Annotated in this window: 14 protein-coding genes; 7 read left to right on the forward strand and 7 right to left on the reverse strand. The window is 60.7% G+C overall.

All coding sequences use genetic code 11. From position 1 onward, the window contains the following. The first annotated feature begins 8 nt into the window (after positions 1-8). The gene (locus ACU688_RS07690) at positions 9-587 is read left to right on the forward strand and encodes an RNA polymerase sigma factor (protein WP_124527346.1); all 579 of its coding nucleotides are present in this window, start codon (positions 9-11) and stop codon (positions 585-587) included. Beyond that, entirely contained in the window at positions 584-1,561 is a 978-nt protein-coding gene (locus tag ACU688_RS07695; protein ID WP_448184255.1) for a FecR family protein, read from the forward strand. The genes ACU688_RS07690 and ACU688_RS07695 overlap by 4 nt, the downstream gene beginning before the upstream one ends. A 132-nt stretch (positions 1,562-1,693) precedes the next feature. Here the strand turns inward: ACU688_RS07695 and ACU688_RS07700 are convergent, their stop codons facing one another. Both ACU688_RS07700 and yejK read right to left on the reverse strand, forming a co-directional pair. Next, a complete protein-coding gene (locus ACU688_RS07700) occupies positions 1,694-2,044 on the reverse strand; it encodes a glutaredoxin family protein (protein WP_448184256.1) in 351 nt (116 codons plus the stop codon). Beyond that, on the reverse strand, positions 2,044-3,048 hold the full coding sequence (gene yejK, locus ACU688_RS07705) for a nucleoid-associated protein YejK (RefSeq protein WP_003171997.1): 1,005 nt from the start codon (positions 3,046-3,048) through the stop codon (positions 2,044-2,046). Before yejK ends, ACU688_RS07700 begins: the two co-directional genes overlap by 1 nt. 395 nt (positions 3,049-3,443) lie before the next feature. Between yejK and ACU688_RS07710 the strand changes: the two genes are divergently transcribed. Next, positions 3,444-3,725 carry an HU family DNA-binding protein gene (locus tag ACU688_RS07710; RefSeq protein ID WP_448184257.1) on the forward strand — a complete coding sequence of 94 codons (282 nt, stop codon included), beginning with the start codon at positions 3,444-3,446 and terminating at the stop codon, positions 3,723-3,725. 64 nt (positions 3,726-3,789) lie between these two features. On the opposite strand, the gene rlmF is transcribed toward ACU688_RS07710, so the two are convergent. From rlmF to ACU688_RS07735, 5 genes are all read right to left on the reverse strand, one after another. Continuing rightward, positions 3,790-4,809, reverse strand: a complete 1,020-nt coding sequence (rlmF, locus tag ACU688_RS07715; RefSeq protein ID WP_207039942.1) for a 23S rRNA (adenine(1618)-N(6))-methyltransferase RlmF — start codon at positions 4,807-4,809, stop codon at positions 3,790-3,792. Between the two features lie 215 nt (positions 4,810-5,024). Further along, a complete protein-coding gene (locus ACU688_RS07720; RefSeq protein WP_448184258.1) occupies positions 5,025-7,871 on the reverse strand; it encodes a valine--tRNA ligase in 2,847 nt (948 codons plus the stop codon). A 211-nt stretch (positions 7,872-8,082) separates the two neighbouring features. Continuing rightward, on the reverse strand, positions 8,083-8,460 hold the full coding sequence (locus ACU688_RS07725; protein ID WP_448184851.1) for a DNA polymerase III subunit chi: 378 nt from the start codon (positions 8,458-8,460) through the stop codon (positions 8,083-8,085). Between the two features lie 7 nt (positions 8,461-8,467). Then, a complete protein-coding gene (locus tag ACU688_RS07730; RefSeq protein WP_012722396.1) occupies positions 8,468-8,896 on the reverse strand; it encodes a DNA polymerase III subunit chi in 429 nt (142 codons plus the stop codon). 55 nt (positions 8,897-8,951) lie between these two features. Then, the gene (locus ACU688_RS07735) at positions 8,952-10,442 is read right to left on the reverse strand and encodes a leucyl aminopeptidase (protein ID WP_124527338.1); all 1,491 of its coding nucleotides are present in this window, start codon (positions 10,440-10,442) and stop codon (positions 8,952-8,954) included. 283 nt (positions 10,443-10,725) lie between these two features. Between ACU688_RS07735 and lptF the strand changes: the two genes are divergently transcribed. The 4 genes from lptF to lepB all read left to right on the forward strand — a co-directional run bounded on the left by lptF (position 10,726) and on the right by lepB (position 15,724). Then, complete coding sequence (gene lptF, locus ACU688_RS07740) at positions 10,726-11,844, forward strand: LPS export ABC transporter permease LptF (protein ID WP_448184259.1); 1,119 nt, start codon at positions 10,726-10,728, stop codon at positions 11,842-11,844. Then, positions 11,837-12,916 (forward strand): LPS export ABC transporter permease LptG, encoded by a 1,080-nt coding sequence (gene lptG, locus ACU688_RS07745; RefSeq protein ID WP_305432824.1) that lies wholly within the window; start codon positions 11,837-11,839, stop codon positions 12,914-12,916. The genes lptF and lptG overlap by 8 nt, the downstream gene beginning before the upstream one ends. A gap of 151 nt (positions 12,917-13,067) precedes the next feature. Continuing rightward, positions 13,068-14,867, forward strand: a complete 1,800-nt coding sequence (gene lepA / locus ACU688_RS07750; RefSeq protein WP_448184260.1) for a translation elongation factor 4 — start codon at positions 13,068-13,070, stop codon at positions 14,865-14,867. A gap of 5 nt (positions 14,868-14,872) precedes the next feature. Beyond that, on the forward strand, positions 14,873-15,724 hold the full coding sequence (gene lepB, locus ACU688_RS07755; RefSeq protein WP_017734283.1) for a signal peptidase I: 852 nt from the start codon (positions 14,873-14,875) through the stop codon (positions 15,722-15,724). Positions 15,725-15,793 lie beyond the last annotated feature (69 nt).

Consider the following 15,793-nt stretch of genomic DNA (forward strand, 5'->3'; position numbering starts at 1 on the left):
CGCCGCCCATGATGATCAGCACCCCACCGGAGTCCGAGGACAGCCAGCGCGCTGAATCAGCGGGTGGGCGTGCGCATTTCCTACAGGTGTTTCTCTCACAGCGTTCGCAGATGGAAGCCCTGGTCAATCGCCGCGTCGGCTGCCGCGCCACGGCTGCCGACTTGGTGCAGGACCTGTTCCTGCGCTTCTGGCGACGCCCGCTGGTGCAGGTCGAAGAACTCAGCACTTACCTGCTGCGCTGCGCCGGCAATATCGCCATCGACCACCTGCGCAGCGAAGGTGCACGGGTGCGCAGCAGCGAAGGCTGGCTGCCCGAACAGCAGGACAACCAGGGTTCCGAACCCCAGGCGGCGTTGGAGGCGGGCAATGACTTGCGCCATGTCGAAGCTGCGTTGCGCAGCCTGCCGGAGCGTACCCGGCAGATTTTCCTGCTCAACCGCATCCACGGCCGCAAGTACGCGGAAATCGCCAAGGCCATGGGCCTGTCCCAAAGTGCCGTGGAAAAACATATGATGCGTGCCCTCGAAGCCTGCAAAGCCAGCCTTCGTGAGCCATCACCCCCACGCACGCCAGGGAAAGCACCGTGAACCGCACCCCCACGCCCGACCAGGAACACGCCGCGCTGGCCTGGCTGAGCCTGTTGCACGACCAACCCAGCAGCGGCGACCAGGCCACGTTCAGCCACTGGCTGCGCGCTGACCCGGCCCACGTCGAGGCCTATTCGCAGGCCCAGGTGGTGTGGGAATTGAGTGAAGTGCCTGCGCGAAAACTCGCGGACGAAGAGGCGCTGGCGTTGCAGGGTTACCTGAATGCGATGAACACCGCGAAACGTGCACGGACGCTGCGCTGGTCCGGTGCCCTGGCGATGGCTGCGTGCCTGCTACTGATGGTAAGCATGGGCGCAGGTTGGCAACCGTCGCGTTGGGTCGATGACTTTGGCGCCGATTATGTGAGCGCGCCGGGGGAGGTGAAGACCGTCACCCTGGCCGATAAATCCCAAGTCACCCTTGATGCCGACAGTGCAATTGCCGTGGATTTCAGCCATGGCGAGCGGCATATCCAATTGCGCCGTGGCGCCGGTTTTTTCAGCGTGACCCATACGGGTGAATCTTTTGTGGTGCAGGCCGGCAGCGGTGAAGCGCGGGTGCTGGGCACACAATTCGAAGTGCGTCTGCAACCGGCGGGGGCGCAGGTGACGGTGTTGTCTGGGCGAGTAGGGGTGACGCCGTCCAAGCAGGGTCAGCAGCAGATTCTTACCGCCGGGCAGCAAGTGGCCTACGCCGAGGGTGTCGCCGATGCTATGCACCCGGTAGACAGCGAATCGCGCCTGGCCTGGCGCGACGGTTGGCTCAACTATTACAAGGCGCCATTGGCCGATGTGGTCAAGGACCTGGAACGTTACTACCCGGGTCGCATCCTGTTGCTCAGCGACGACATGGGCGCCAAGCGCGTCAGTGGCAGCTTCCCCAGCAAAGACCCGCAGGCAGTGCTGAATGCGTTGCAGGCGGTGCTGGGCTTCGAGCAGCACCATGTGCTGGGGCGGATGATCGTGGTGCGCTAGGCGCATCCGAGCTTTTTGTGGGAGCTGGCTTGCCTGCGATAGCTTCACTGTGGTGTCCCTGATAAACCGAGGTGTCTGCATCGCAGGCAAGCCAGCTCCCACAGAAGCCAGCTCCACACAAGCTGGCTCGGGTTACTTCAGTGCAGCCATGATCGCGTCAGGGTTGTAATCGCGAATCAACGTGCCGTTCACATCCACAAATGGAATCCCGCCGCCGCCCAACGCCTCATAGGCCTTGCGCGCCTGGGCGTCCTTGTCGATATCGAACGCCTGGTACGGAATGCCCTTCTGATCGAGGAAGCGGCGGATCTGCTTGCAGTACCCGCACCACTCGGTGGAATACAGCACCACCCGCGCCGACGCCCGGGTTTGCTCCGACACCACCTGCGACGGGTTGAACACCCGCTCGATCTTGCCCCAGTTCTGGATCACCACCACGACCAGCAACACCAGCAGGACTTTTTTAAAGACCCCGCCCAGCATCAGTTGCGGCGCTTGAGCTGGTCGGTCAGTTGGGTCGGCAGGCCCTTGATGATCAAGGTGCCAGCGGCTTCGTCGTACTCGATCTTGTCACCCAGCAGGTGCGCTTCAAAACTGATGGACAAGCCTTCGGCGCGGCCGGTAAAGCGACGGAACTGGTTGAGGGTGCGCTTATCCGCTGGAATTTCCGGCGACAGGCCGTAGTCCTTGTTGCGAATGTGGTCATAGAACGCCTTAGGCCGATCTTCATCGATCAAACCGGACAGCTCTTCCAGGCCCATCGGTTCGCCGAGCTTGGCCTGGCTACTGGCGTAGTCCACCAGGGTCTTGGTTTTTTCGCGGGCGGATTCGTCCGGCAGGTCTTCGCTTTCAACGAAGTCGCTGAACGCCTTGAGCAGGGTACGGGTCTCGCCCGGGCCGTCGACGCCTTCCTGGCAGCCGATAAAGTCGCGGAAGTACTCCGAGACCTTCTTGCCGTTCTTGCCCTTGATAAACGAGATGTACTGCTTGGACTGCTTGTTGTTCTGCCACTCGGACACGTTGATCCGCGCCGCCAGGTGCAGCTGGCCGAGGTCCAGGTGGCGCGACGGGGTCACGTCCAGCTCATCGGTCACCGCCACGCCTTCGCTGTGGTGCAGCAGGGCGATGGCCAGGTAGTCGGTCATGCCTTGTTGGTAGTGGGCAAACAACACGTGGCCGCCGGTGGAGAGGTTGGACTCTTCCATCAGCTTTTGCAGATGCTCGACGGCAGTGCGGCTGAAGGTGGTGAAATCCTGGCCACCGTCGAAATATTCCTTCAACCAGCCACTGAACGGGTGCGCACCGGACTCGGCATGGAAGAACCCCCAGGCCTTGCCTTGCTTGGCGTTGTAGCTCTCGTTGAGGTCGGCAAGCATGTTCTCGATGGCAGCCGATTCGGACAGCTCCGAATCACGGGCGTGGAGAACTGCGGGGGTGCCGTCGGGTTTTTTGTCGATCAGGTGGACGATGCAATGACGGATCGGCATAGGCTTCTCGGCTGGTTGAAGGGGAGCGGTTGGCCTCCCCGAAAAGTCGCCCAGTGTACCGCACCCATTGGGCAAGACGTGCTCCGAAGGCCGTTTTGGTCCTCTCCGACGAGGCATATTCCTTTTTTTCACGGTTTAGAGCGATAAAGCTGACCAAATGGGTAGGTAGAAGCGGATATTTCCCCGTCTCTGTGCTAGTTTTGCCCCGTCTTACGCCAAGTCTCGGCGTTAAGCGTGCATTCAGCATCTGTCAGGTCGAACCAATCCCCGTTTCAAGCATCTATAACCCCGAACTTCGTGGTTATGGTCAGGGGTGCCAGGCCTAGACGGTCGGGCTCGATGGCTGACACTGCACTCTGCAATCCATATGAATTTGATAGGGAAGGAACACCACAATGGCTTTGACTAAAGACCAACTGATCGCTGATATCGCTGAATCCACCGACACCACCAAGGTTCAGGTGCGTGCAGTTCTGGAGCAACTGTCCCAGATCGTTGCTGATCAGCTGGAAAACGCTCAGGAAATCACTCTGCCAGGTGTTGGCAAACTGAAAGTGAGCGAGCGTCCTGCCCGTACTGGCCGTAACCCTTCGACTGGCGCTGCCATCGAAATCGCTGCCAAGAAAGTTATCAAGCTGGTTGTGGCCAAAAGCCTGACCGACGCTGTTAACAAGTAAGACGCAGCAAAAAAAACCGTGCTTCGGAGCGATCCGGGCACGGTTTTTTATTGCCTGCGATTTGTCAGTCGCGAACCCAACGCTGGCGCCAGATCTGCTGCTCGTTCTTGGTCTGGAAGGTCCAGGCGACGAATCGGCTTTGTTTCTGCCCCTGGGACATTTCCACCACTTGGCTTTCCAGCACGCCGGCCTTTTTCAGGGCTGTTTCGATCGCGGGCAGGTTTGACGCTTTTGACACCAGGCAGCTGAACCACAACACCTTGTGGGCAAAATGCGCGCTTTCGGCGATCAGTTGCGTCACAAACCGCGCTTCGCCGCCTTCACACCACAGCTCGGCCGATTGGCCACCGAAGTTCAGTACCGGCAACTTGCGCTTGGGATCCGCCTTGCCCAAGGCGCGCCATTTGCGCTCGCTGCCTTTGGTGGCTTCGTCCATGGACGCATGGAACGGCGGGTTGCACATGGTCAGGTCAAAGCGTTCGCCAGGCTCCAACAGGCCCAGCAGGATCTGCTTGGGGTTGGTCTGCTGGCGCAGCTGGATGACCTTGCTCAAGTCATTGGACTGCACGATAGCCTTGGCTGCGGCCACAGCAATCGGGTCGACTTCCGAGCCGAGGAAGTTCCAGCGGTATTCCATGTAGCCAATCAGCGGGTAGACACAGTTGGCGCCCATGCCGATGTCCAGCACCTTGACGATGGAGCCACGGGGGATCTTGCCGTCGTTGACGCTGGCCAGCAGGTCGGCGAGGAAGTGCACGTAGTCTGCACGCCCTGGCACCGGTGGGCACAGGTAGTCGGCCGGGATGTCCCAGTGCTGGATGCCATAGAAGGACTTGAGCAGCGCCCGGTTGAACACCCGCACTGCATCCGGGCTGGCGAAGTCGATGCTCTCTTTGCCGTACGGGTTGAGGATCACGAATTTCGCCAGTTCCGGCGTGGTCTTGATCAGCGCCGGGAAGTCGTAACGGCCTGTGTGGCGGTTGCGCGGGTGCAAGGTAGCCTCTTTGCGCGGCGCAACGGGTTTGGCCGTGGCGGCGGTTTTAGGCTTCTTGCGCGGAGGTTTGGGTGTGCTGGGGGCGGTCATGATGATTCTGGTGTTGGCTCAAAGTGGTGGGCATTGTCACACATCTTGAGCCTTACTCGGTCAACTGTGGGAGCTGGCTTGCCTGCGATGGCATCACCTTGGCCTGCTGAAGGACCGAGTTGTCTGCATCGCAGGCAAGCCAGCTCCCACATTGATTGGGTTTTCAAGGTGAAAAAAAAGAGGCCCGAAGGCCTCTTTTCTACACAGATTGCAGCTTACAGGCTGGAAATCCGCGCATGTTGCTCCGCCAGCTTGCCCAGGGCCTGTTCGGCCTCGGCCAGTTTGGCGCGTTCCTTGTCGATCACTTCGGCCGGGGCCTTGTCGACGAATGCCGCGTTGGACAGCTTGCCGCCCACGCGCTGCACTTCGCCTTGCAGGCGCGCGATTTCCTTATCGAGACGGGCCAGTTCCGCGCCCTTGTCGATCAGGCCGGCCATCGGCACCAGCACTTCCATCTCGCCAACCAGTGCGGTGGCGGACAGCGGTGCTTCGGCGTCGGCAGCCAATACGGTGATCGACTCCAGCTTCGCCAGCTTCTTGAGCAGCGCATCGTTCTCGGTGAGGCGACGCTGGTCTTCAGCGCTGGCGTTCTTCACGAACACTGCCAGTGGCTTGCCCGGCCCGATGTTCATCTCGGCGCGGATGTTGCGCGTGCCAAGCATCAGGGTCTTGAGCCATTCGATATCGCTTTCGGCGGCCTCATCGATACGCGCTTCGTTGGCCACGGGCCAAGGTTGCAGCATGATGGTCTTGCCTTCGATACCGGCCAGCGGCGCCAGGCGCTGCCAGATTTCTTCGGTGATGAACGGCATGAACGGGTGTGCCAAACGCAGCGCCACTTCCAGCACGCGCACCAGGGTGCGGCGGGTGCCGCGCTGGCGTTCGACCGGGGCGTTTTCGTCCCACAGCACAGGCTTGGACAGTTCCAGGTACCAGTCGCAGTACTGGTTCCAGATGAACTCGTACAAGGCTTGTGCCGCCAGGTCGAAACGGAACTGGTCGAGTTGGCGGGTCACTTCGGCTTCGGTGCGTTGCAGCTGGGAGATGATCCAGCGATCCGCCAGGGACAGCTCGTAGGCTTCGCCGTTCTGGCCGCAGTCTTCGCCTTTGTCCAGCACGTAGCGCGCCGCGTTCCAGATCTTGTTGCAGAAGTTGCGATAGCCTTCGACGCGGCCCATGTCGAACTTGATGTCGCGACCGGTGGACGCCAGCGAGCAGAAGGTGAAGCGCAGGGCGTCGGTGCCGTAGCTGGCGATGCCGTCGGCGAACTCGTCGCGGGTCTGCTTCTCGATCTTCTTCGCCAGTTTCGGCTGCATCAGGCCCGAGGTGCGTTTTTGCACCAGGGTTTCCAGGTCGATGCCGTCGATGATGTCCAGCGGGTCCAGGACGTTGCCCTTGGACTTGGACATCTTCTGGCCCTGGCCATCACGCACCAGGCCGTGTACGTACACGGTCTTGAACGGTACTTGCGGCGTGCCGTCCTCGTTCTTCACCAGGTGCATGGTCAGCATGATCATCCGGGCAACCCAGAAGAAAATGATGTCGAAGCCGGTGACCAGCACGTCGGTGGAGTGGAATTTCTTGAGGAATTCGGTCTGCTGCGGCCAGCCCAGGGTGGAGAACGTCCACAGGCCTGAGCTGAACCAGGTGTCCAGTACGTCGTTGTCTTGTTGCAGTGCGATGTCGGCACCGAGGTTGTGCTTGGCACGCACTTCGGCTTCGTCGCGGCCGACGTAGACCTTGCCCGACTCGTCGTACCAGGCCGGAATGCGGTGGCCCCACCACAGCTGACGGCTGATGCACCAATCCTGGATGTCGCGCATCCACGAGAAGTACATGTTTTCGTACTGTTTTGGCACGAACTGGATGCGGCCGTCTTCCACGGCAGCAATCGCAGGCTCGGCCAGCGGTTTGGTGGACACGTACCACTGGTCGGTCAACCACGGCTCGATGATGGTGCCGGAACGGTCGCCCTTCGGCACTTTCAGGCCGTGGTCGTCAACGCTCACCAGCAAGCCGGCGGCGTCGAAGGCGGCAACGATCTGCTTGCGTGCTTCGAAACGGTCGAGGCCGGCGTATTCGGCCGGGATCTTGCCGTCGATGCTTTCGTTCAGCGTGCCGTCCAGGTTGAACACCTGGCAGGCTGGCAGCACGGCAGCATTTTTGTCGAAGATGTTCAGCAGCGGCAGGTTGTGGCGCTTGCCGACTTCGTAGTCGTTGAAATCGTGGGCCGGGGTGATTTTCACGCAGCCGGTGCCGAATTCAGGGTCGCAGTAGTCGTCCGCGATGATCGGGATGCGACGGCCGACCAACGGCAGCTCGACGAATTTGCCGATCAGCGCCTGGTAGCGCTCGTCGTTCGGGTTAACCGCGACGGCGGCGTCGCCGAGCATGGTTTCCGGGCGGGTGGTGGCGACGATCAGGTAGTCGTTGCCTTCAGCGGTCTTGGCGCCGTCAGCCAGCGGGTACTTGAGGTTCCACAGGAAACCTTTCTCGTCGTGGTTTTCCACTTCAAGGTCGGAAATTGCCGTGTGCAGCTTGGTGTCCCAGTTGACCAGACGCTTGCCGCGGTAGATCAGGCCGTCTTCATGCAGGCGCACGAAGGCTTCTTTCACGGCTTCCGACAGGCCGTCGTCCATGGTGAAGCGCTCGCGGCTCCAGTCTACGGACGAACCCAGGCGACGGATCTGACGGCTGATGTTGCCGCCGGACTGGTCTTTCCATTCCCAGATCTTTTCCAGGAATTTCTCGCGACCCAGGTCGTGACGGCTCTGGCCGGTGGCTTCGAGTTGGCGTTCCACCAGCATCTGCGTGGCGATACCGGCGTGGTCGGTACCCGGTTGCCACAGGGTGTTACGGCCCTGCATGCGGCGGAAACGGATCAACGCATCCATGATCGCATTGTTGAAGCCATGGCCCATGTGCAGGCTGCCAGTGACGTTCGGTGGCGGGATCATGATGGTGTAGGAATCGCCCGCGCCTTGCGGGGCGAAATAATTCTCGGATTCCCAGGTGTTGTACCAGGAAGTTTCGATAGCGTGCGGCTGGTAGGTCTTATCCATGCGCGGCGGGACCCTAGTTGGCATTTATTCAGGAAAGCCGGCAAGTATAACGGGGCAGGGCGTGGAGGGCGAGTTGAAGACGGTCTAGAGGTCGATGCAAATCAATGTGGGAGCTGGCTTGCCTGCGATAGCAGTGGATCAGTTATTGATGCACTGACTGATCCACCGCTATCGCAGGCAAGCCAGCTCCCACAGGAGACCTATGTCCGTCTCAAGACTGGTATTGGCTAAGCAACCGCTCCATCCGCGCATCCAGACGGCGCTTGATCTCGGTCTCGATATGCGGGGCGAAGTCGTCGATCACGTCTTGCATGATCAACTGCGCGGCGGCGCGCAGTTCGTTGTCCAGGTGCAGCAGCAGGGCGTCCGGGCCTTTTTCGGCGGGGGCGGGTTCGACAGCAGCGGCAACCGGCGCCGGCGCAGCGGCCTTGGCGCCGACCATGTCGAACAACAGCGGAATCTGTACCTCGGCATCGACCGAATCGGTCAACAGCGGCGGTTGCAAGTCATCATCACCGAGCAACTGGCGGATCGACTCAAGGTCGTCCAGCAGGTGGTCGTCTTTTTTTATAGGGTTGGGAGTGTCCATCATTTACTCAAAGTCGTTGTAGCCGGTGATCCTGCAAAGGATAGCCCTGTTCGCGATAGAAACGGAAACTCTCCCGCGCGGCCTGACGAATAGCCGGATCTTCCACCACCACCTCTGCCACGCGGGCAAACGCCTTGGCGAACGGCGGCACTTTCAGGTCGAGGTTGACCAGCAGGTCATGGTGATCGCCGCAGCTGTCGCCCAAACCCAGCACCACCAGGCCTTCGGGTTCTGATTCGGCGGGGCCGTGGGGCACGAAGCTTTCGCCCTTGAAGCGCCACAGGCGGGCGTCGAGCTCGTCGCGTTGGGCGGCATCGCTGCAATGCAGGTAGATGCGGTGGCCCATGCGCCAGGCTTTTTCGGTGAGTTTGCAGGCAAAGTCCAGGCGCGCGAGCGGGTCGGCGCTGGGCAATATATAGAAGTCGACTTGGGTCATTGCGGTTCCTGGAACCCAGGGCGGCTTTATAAAGGCCGCCCTGGGGTTCTCATTTTCAGGCCTTGGCGCGATCCAGCAGGTACTGGGTCAGCAATGGCACTGGACGGCCAGTGGCGCCCTTGTCCTTGCCGCCGCTGGTCCAGGCCGTGCCGGCGATGTCCAGGTGCGCCCAGTTGAAGTTCTTGGCGAAACGCGACAGGAAGCAGGCAGCGGTGATGGTGCCGGCTTTCGGGCCGCCGATGTTGGCGATGTCGGCGAACGGGCTGTCCAGCTGTTCCTGGTACTCGTCGAACAGCGGCAGTTGCCAGGCGCGGTCGTCGGCAGCCTTGCCGGCGCTGAGCAGTTGTTCGATCAGTTCGTCGTTGTTACCCAGCAGGCCCGAGGTGTGGGAGCCCAGGGCGACGATGCACGCGCCGGTCAGGGTGGCGATGTCGATCACGGCTTGCGGCTTGAAGCGTTCGGCGTAGGTCAGGGCATCGCACAGCACCAGGCGGCCTTCGGCGTCGGTGTTGAGGATCTCGACGGTCTGGCCGCTCATGGTGGTGACGATGTCGCCCGGACGCGCTGCGCCGCCGCTTGGCATGTTCTCGGCGCAAGCCAGGATGCACACCAGGTTGATCGGCAGCTTGAGCTCCAGCACGGCACGCAGGGTGCCGAATACGCTGGCGGCACCGCCCATGTCGTATTTCATCTCATCCATGCCGGCGCCCGGCTTGAGGCTGATGCCGCCGGTGTCGAAGGTGATGCCTTTACCCACCAGAGCGTACGGTTTGTCGGCTTTTTTGCCGCCGTTGTATTGCATCACGATCAGGCGTGGCGGCTGGTCGCTGCCCTGGCCCACGGCATAGAACGAGCCCATGCCCAGTTCCTTGATCTTCTTCTCATCGAGGACTTCGACTTTCAGGCCCTTGAACTCTTTACCCAGCGCCTTGGCTTGTTCGCCGAGGAAGGTCGGGTGGCAGATGTTCGGCGGCAGGTTGCCCAGGTCGCGGGTGAACGACATGCCGTTGGCGATGGCGGTGGCGTGGGTCACGGCGCGCTGCACTTCAGCCTGGGCGGCCTTGATGGTCAGCAGGGTGATTTTCTTCAGGGCGCGCGGTTCGGCCTTGGTGCTCTTGAACTCGTCGAAGATATAGCCGCCGTCCACCAGGCTCTCGGCCAGCAGGCGGGTCTTGCCGTAGCTGTCGCGGCCCTTGACCACGACTTCATCCAGCGCCAGCGTGGCATCGCTGCCGCCCAGGCCCTTGAGGGTGGTGAGGATGCCGCTGATGATCTTGCGGAACGGGCGGTCGCCCAGTTCGGCGTCCTTGCCCACGCCCACCAGCAATACGCGGTCGGCCTTGAGGTTCGGCAGGCTTTGCAGCAGCAGGCTCTGGCCGACTTTGCCGGCCAGGTCGCCGCGCTTGAGGATCGCGCTGATGGCGCCGCCGCTCAGTTCGTCGAGTTGTTTGGCGGCAACGCCGAGTTTGCGGCCTTCGCCGATGGCGACCACGAGGGTGGCGGTTTTCAACGTTTCGGGGCTAACGCTTTTTACAACCAATTCCATTTTCGGGTCCCTTATAAAGGTCTGAGAGCCTTGCGTCTGTACGCAGGCTTTAATGCATGGCAGCTGTGTAAACCGCCAGCGACAAAGGCCGCAGTTTGAACCTCGGCGGCGGAGCCTGACAACCCTCGGCGTAAGCTTTGTCCCTGTCAATGAGCATGCTCCGTGACAGGCGCGGCCAATCACAGGATAATGCGCAATCTTTTTAGCCGGCCTGTGCAAACAGGTCGACTCGGTATGCTTGCTTGTTTGGCCGCCTTAGCCTGACAACCCTGGAGTGTCTGGTTTGATCGTCTTCCGTTATCTGTCCCGCGAAGTCCTGTTGACCCTGAGTGCCGTGAGTGCGGTATTGCTGGTCATCATCATGAGTGGTCGTTTCGTCAAATACCTGGCCCAGGCTGCTTCTGGCGCCCTGGACCCAGGGTCGCTGTTCCTGATCATGGGCTTTCGCCTGCCGGGGTTCCTGCAGCTGATCCTGCCCCTGGGCCTGTTCCTCGGGATCTTGCTGGCTTATGGCCGGCTGTACCTCGAAAGCGAGATGACCGTGCTCTCGGCCACTGGCATGAGCCAGCAACGCCTGCTGGGCATGACCATGATCCCGGCCGCCGGTGTGGCGCTGATCGTGGCCTGGCTGAGTCTGAGCCTGGCGCCCCAGGGGGCCATGCAGTTCCAGTTGGTGCTGAACAAGCAGGACGCCATGACCGAGTTCGATACCCTCGAACCGGGCCGCTTCCAGGCGCTCAATGACGGCACGCGGGTCACCTACACCGAAACCATGACCGAAGACCGCGCCAACCTCGGCGGGGTGTTCATCTCCGAGAAGCGCCTGGGCCAGGACAAGAAAGACCGTGGCATCTCCGTGCTGGTGGCCGACTCCGGCCGCCAGGAAGTGCGCCCCGACGGCAGCCGCTACCTGATCCTGGAAAACGGCTACCGCTATGACGGCAGCCCCGGCATGGCCGATTACCGTGCGATCAAGTACGACACCTACGGCGTGCTGCTGGCCCGCCCGGACGTCAGCGACGAAGTCACCGATCGCGATGCCATCCCGACCACCGAACTGCTTGGCAGCAAGGAGTTGCGCTCCATCGCCGAGCTGCAATGGCGGATTTCCCTGCCGCTGCTGGTGTTTATCGTGACCCTGATGGCCGTGCCGCTGTCGCGCGTCAACCCGCGCCAGGGCCGTTTCCTCAAGCTGTTGCCGGCAATCCTGCTGTACATGGCGTACCTGACCATCCTGATTTCTGCCCGCGGTTCCCTGGAGAAGGGCAAGCTGTCGCCGACCCTGGGCCTGTGGTGGGTTCACGGGATCTTCCTGGTGATTGGCCTGGGGCTGCTCTATTGGGAGCCTATCCGTCTGAAAATGTTGAGCCGTCGTGGCCAGAAGGAGTTGGCTCGTGGCTAAGCTCGATCGCTACATTGGTAGCAGCGTACTGATCGCCATCCTGGCGGTATTGGGCATCATCTTGGGCCTGGCCTCGTTGTTCGCCTTCATTGATGAAGTCGGCAACGTCACCGACACCTACACCGTATGGGACGTGCTGAGCTACGTGGCGCTCACCGCGCCGCGTCGCCTCTACGACATGATGCCGATGGCCGCGCTGATCGGTTGCCTGATCGGCCTGGGCAGCCTGGCCAGCAACAGCGAACTGACCATCATGCGTGCCGCCGGGGTTTCCATCGGCCGCATCGTCTGGGCCGTGATGAAACCTATGCTGCTGCTGATGCTGTGCAGCGTGCTGATCGGCGAGTATGTCGCGCCACCGGCCGAAACCACGGCCCAGGCCAACCGCGCCCTGGCCCAGGGTTCGGGCGATGCACAAAGCTCCAAGCATGGTCTGTGGCACCGCCAGGGTGACGAGTTCATCCACATCAACGCCGTGCAACCCGGCGGCCTGTTGATTGGCGTGACGCGTTACACCTTCGACAAGGAGCGCCACCTGTTGTCGTCCAGTTTCGCCAAACGTGCGCAATACAGCGCCGAGAAATGGCAACTGACCGACATCACCACGACGTATTTCCGCAATGCGGGCCAAGGCACCAAGTCCAGTACCGAAGTGATCAACGCACCGACTGAGGCGTGGGACATCGCCCTCAAGCCGGAACTGCTCAATACCGTGGTGATGATCCCCGAAAGCCTGCCGATCTCCGGGCTTTGGAGTTACATCCACTACTTGAAGGAGCAGGGCCTGAACAACGGCCGTTACTGGCTGGCATTTTGGGTCAAGGTGTTGCAGCCAGTGGTGACCGCCGCCTTGGTGCTGATGGCGATTTCGTTCATCTTCGGCCCATTGCGCTCCGTGACCCTCGGCCAGCGCGTCTTTACTGGCGTGTTGGTGGGCTTTACCTTCCGCATCGCCCAGGACCTGCTCGGCCCGTCGAGCCTGGTGTTCGGCTTCTCGCCGCTGTTTGCGGTGCTGGTGCCGACCGCGATCTGCGCCGTGGCCGGGTTCTGGTTGTTGCGCCGAGCCGGTTGATAGCGCGCTTATGTTCAAAAAATGCCCCGTTCGAGAGATCGGGGCATTTTTGTTCTGGTCAGCAAAGATGACGCCCGGGCAGAGCATCAGGTACAATTCCCGGCTATTTTTCAGCGGGCAATCTGCCTGCAGCCTTTTTGAGTGTTGATCCGTGAGTGATTTGAGTCATATCCGCAATTTCTCCATCATCGCCCACATTGACCATGGCAAGTCGACGCTGGCCGACCGGTTCATTCAAATGTGCGGTGGCCTTGCCGAGCGTGAAATGGAAGCCCAGGTCCTGGACTCCATGGACCTCGAACGTGAGCGCGGCATCACCATCAAGGCCCACAGCGTTACCCTGTACTACACAGCAAAAGACGGTATCAAGTACCAGCTGAACTTCATTGACACCCCCGGCCACGTTGACTTCACCTACGAAGTCAGCCGCTCGCTGGCCGCCTGCGAAGGCGCCCTGCTGGTGGTAGACGCCGGCCAGGGCGTTGAAGCCCAGTCCGTCGCCAACTGCTACACCGCGATCGAGCAAGGCCTGGAAGTGATGCCGGTGCTGAACAAGATCGACCTGCCACAGGCCGATCCAGACCGCGTAAAAGAAGAAATCGAAAAAATCATCGGCATCGACGCCACCGACGCCGTCGAGTGCAGCGCCAAGACCGGCATGGGCGTCGATGAAGTGCTCGAACGCCTGGTCAAGACCATTCCCGCGCCGACCGGCAACTACGAAGATCCGCTGCAAGCGTTGATCATCGACTCCTGGTTCGACAACTACCTGGGCGTTGTGTCCCTGGTGCGCGTGCGCCACGGCCGTGTGAAGAAAGGCGACAAGATCCTGGTCAAATCCACCGGCAAGATCCACCTGGTGGACAGCGTCGGTGTATTCAACCCGAAACACACCGCAACCACCGATCTGAAAGCCGGTGAAGTGGGCTTCATCATTGCCGGTATCAAGGACATCCACGGTGCACCGGTCGGTGACACCCTGACCTTGAGCTCCACCCCCGACGTTGACGTGCTGCCAGGCTTCAAGCGCATCCAGCCGCAGGTCTACGCCGGCCTGTTCCCGGTCAGCTCCGACGACTTCGAAGACTTCCGCGAAGCCCTGCAAAAGCTGACCCTCAACGACTCGTCGTTGCAGTACACCCCGGAAAGCTCCGACGCCCTGGGCTTCGGCTTCCGTTGCGGCTTCCTCGGCATGCTGCACATGGAGATCATCCAGGAGCGTCTCGAGCGCGAATACGACCTGGACCTGATCACCACCGCGCCAACGGTTATTTTTGAGCTGGCGCTGAAAACCGGTGAAACGATTTACGTCGACAACCCGTCCAAGCTGCCAGACCTGTCTTCCATCGAAGACATGCGCGAGCCGATCGTGCGGGCCAACATCCTCGTGCCACAAGAGCACCTGGGCAACGTGATCACCCTGTGTATCGAGAAGCGTGGCGTGCAGCACGACATGCTGTTCCTCGGCACCCAGGTGCAAGTGACCTACGATCTGCCGATGAACGAAGTGGTCCTGGACTTCTTCGACCGTCTCAAATCCACCAGTCGCGGCTATGCTTCGCTGGATTACCACTTCGACCGTTACCAATCGGCTAATCTGGTGAAACTGGATGTGCTGATCAACGGCGACAAGGTCGATGCCCTGGCACTCATCGTGCACAAGGACAACGCGCACTACAAAGGTCGCCAGTTGACCGAGAAGATGAAAGAACTGATTCCGCGCCAGATGTTCGACGTCGCGATCCAGGCCGCCATTGGCGGGCAGATCATTGCACGGACCTCCGTCAAGGCTCTCAGAAAGAACGTACTGGCCAAATGCTACGGCGGTGACGTAAGCCGTAAGCGCAAGCTGCTTGAGAAGCAAAAGGCCGGTAAAAAACGCATGAAGCAAGTGGGCAACGTGGAAATTCCACAAGAAGCCTTCCTTGCAGTGCTCAGGTTGGATAGTTAGGTCCTATGTCACTAAATTTCCCGCTGTTGCTGGTCATCGCCGTTGCCGTCTGTGGTCTCCTGGCGTTGCTCGATCTGGTGTTCTTCGCCCCGCGTCGGCGGGCGGCTATCGCGTCCTATCAGGGCAGCGTCAGCCAGCCCGATGCCGTGGTGGTCGAGAAGCTGAACAAAGAGCCTTTGCTGGTTGAATACGGCAAGTCGTTCTTCCCGGTGCTGTTCATCGTGCTGGTGTTGCGCTCGTTCCTGGTGGAACCGTTTCAGATCCCTTCGGGGTCGATGAAACCTACCCTGGACGTAGGCGACTTCATCCTGGTGAACAAGTTTGCCTACGGCATTCGCCTGCCGGTGATCGACAAGAAGGTCATTGAAGTCGGCGACCCGCAACGCGGCGATGTGATGGTGTTCCGCTTCCCGAGCGACCCGAACGTCAACTACATCAAGCGTGTGATCGGCCTGCCGGGCGACGTGATCCGCTACACCGGCGACAAGCGCCTGTTCATCAACGGTGAATCGGTGGCTGAGAAGCTGATCGGTTCCGAGCCGAATTCCCTGGGCAGCGCCGAGCTGTACCAGGAGAAACTCGGCGCGGTGGAGCACGAGATCCGCAAGGAAATGTCGCGCTACCGCCAGCCTGATGGCGAGTGGAAAGTGCCGGCCGGGCACTATTTCATGATGGGCGACAACCGTGACAACTCCAATGACAGCCGCTATTGGAACGATCCCAACATTCCCAAGGACATGCTGGGCATGGTTCCCGACGAGAATATCGTCGGCAAGGCCTTCGCGGTCTGGATGAGTTGGCCGGAGTCCAAGCTCAGCCACTTGCCGAACTTCTCGCGAGTCGGGCTGATCAAGTAATACAGGCGGCGCTGTGAACACAGCGCCGAATGCTTTTCTGGGGCTTGGACAAATGTCCGGCTCCATGCA

The organism is Pseudomonas acericola (SeqCode), from assembly GCF_053456465.1.